General features: G+C 59.8%; 1 protein-coding gene. It reads right to left on the bottom strand.

The annotated features are described in order from the left end of the window. Window positions 1-148 precede the first annotated feature (148 nt). Window positions 149-1,231 carry a transposase gene (locus AX703_RS21055; RefSeq protein WP_197423795.1) on the bottom strand — a complete coding sequence of 361 codons (1,083 nt, stop codon included), beginning with the start codon at window positions 1,229-1,231 and terminating at the stop codon, window positions 149-151. Window positions 1,232-1,260 lie beyond the last annotated feature (29 nt).

A 1,260-nucleotide genomic window follows, 5' to 3' on the forward strand; every position in this document is an offset into this window, starting at 1 on the left:
TGGACACCCGCAAAAACCTGGTAGTTCGAGGCGGATTGGTCCGAGGAAGGGTGGTCCTTGTGTGTTTCGGCTTTAGAGCTTCGCCGTTCGTTTGTTTCCGGCTATAATTCGGGCGGTTTGCCCCGGTTCTTCGGGATACCAGGCAGAGTCATCCCATGCTTTCGCGGCGTTCGTGGAAGATCAGCCTGTTGAAGTTATAGGCCAGATTGCAAAGGGTGAGCTTCGCTTCGGCACGGGCCAGGCCGATGGTGCGGATGAACAGTCCGAAGCGGTTCTTCTGATGCGCGAAGACATGCTCGACATGGGCCCGGATCGAAGACTTTGCGGCGTTGGCCCGGGCGATTGCCTTTGGCATGGGCTTGCCCTTGGGTTTGCGCCGGTGAATTCGAGATGTGAGCATCCGATCCGACAGCCACTTCTCGTTGCGCATTGAGCGATAGGCGCTGTCTGCCCAGACCTCGGAGCCGGTGTTTTCGGTGCTCACGACGTGACGAAGCAGCCTCCCATCGGCGGCCGAGGCAGACGTCACCGCCATCTCCCGGATGAAGCCGAAACGCCGGTCTATGCTGATATGTGACTTGTAGCCGAAAACCGGCAGGGCAATCATGGGCAACGGTGTGCCATCATCGCGGTGGCGCACCTTGCCACCGACCTTGAGCGTCCAGCGTGCATCGGTGTCTTTCTGCGCCGCCTTGTTCGGCTCGTTCGGCCAGATTTCCTCTGCGCTCTTGCCCGACTTGATCGCCTCGCGTTCGCCCTCGGTATTTCGTTGCTTGGGCGCTGGCACCAGCGAGGCATCCACGATCTGCCCGGACATCGGGATATAGCCCTTCTTCTGCAGTTGCCAGTCGAAGGCCTTCATCACCCGTTTGAGCGTTCCTGTCTCGGTCAGGCGGTTGCGGAAATGCCGGATCGTGTTCTCATCCGGCGTCCTGTCCCCGAGCGACAGCCCCAGAAAGCGCAGCCAACTCAGGCGATCCCGGATCATGAACTCCATCCGCGCGTCCGACAGGTTGTGCTGCGCCTGCAGGACCAGCGCCTTGAACATCATCACCGGATCGAACGGAGGTCGCCCACCCTTGGCGCCGTCACCGTAGCCGAGCCCTTCAACCAACCAGGCCCGGAAAAATTCAAAGTCCACCGTCTGTTGCAGAACCTCGAGCGGATCGCCGTCCTTGCTCAAGGCCTCAAGATGATCGCTCAAACTGAACAGAGACTTCGGATCCACCACGGCTCTCCATGATCGCTCTCGATCAATGA

It is taken from the genome of Novosphingobium sp. CCH12-A3 (genome assembly GCF_001556015.1).
In the GTDB taxonomy this organism is placed as follows: domain Bacteria; phylum Pseudomonadota; class Alphaproteobacteria; order Sphingomonadales; family Sphingomonadaceae; genus Novosphingobium; species Novosphingobium subterraneum.